Origin of the sequence: Paenibacillus medicaginis (genome assembly GCF_042138635.1) — a bacterium.
GTDB lineage: Bacteria > Bacillota > Bacilli > Paenibacillales > Paenibacillaceae > Paenibacillus > Paenibacillus medicaginis.
Genome location: NZ_JBHIRY010000109.1, coordinates 1 through 337, shown reverse-complemented (window position 1 = coordinate 337; position 337 = coordinate 1). Strand labels below are relative to the sequence as shown.

Genomic DNA, 337 nt, shown 5'->3' with positions numbered 1-337 from the left:
TCTGGAACCGTGGTGTAGAGGCCTAACATGCCTGCCTGTCACGCAGGAGATCGCGGGTTCGAATCCCGTCGGTTCCGTCACTTAGATTAAGCTTCAGGGATGAGAATCCAAATAGGGTTCGTCGGAGCATTATTTTATTGAATAAACTTCGCAGTCTCTCACGTAGTGAGAGTACCCCGGAGGTTCCGTAACATCTTTGAGAAGCTTTTGAATGAAAATTTATTAGGGTTCGAGCATCTCGTTGGCTCTGCCTGATGCAGGGCTCGGTAGCTCAGTCGGTAGAGCAGAGGACTGAAAATCCTCGTGTCGGCGGTTCGATTCCGTCCCGAGCCACCTT

The 337-nt window shown here is 50.7% G+C and carries 2 tRNA genes; both read left to right on the top strand.

From position 1 onward, the window contains the following. The first annotated feature begins 3 nt into the window (after positions 1 to 3). Positions 4 to 77, top strand: a tRNA-Asp gene (locus tag ACE5LO_RS27870). A gap of 183 nt (positions 78 to 260) precedes the next feature. Further along, a tRNA-Phe gene (locus ACE5LO_RS27865) sits at positions 261 to 333 on the top strand. The last annotated feature ends 4 nt before the right edge of the window (positions 334 to 337 follow it).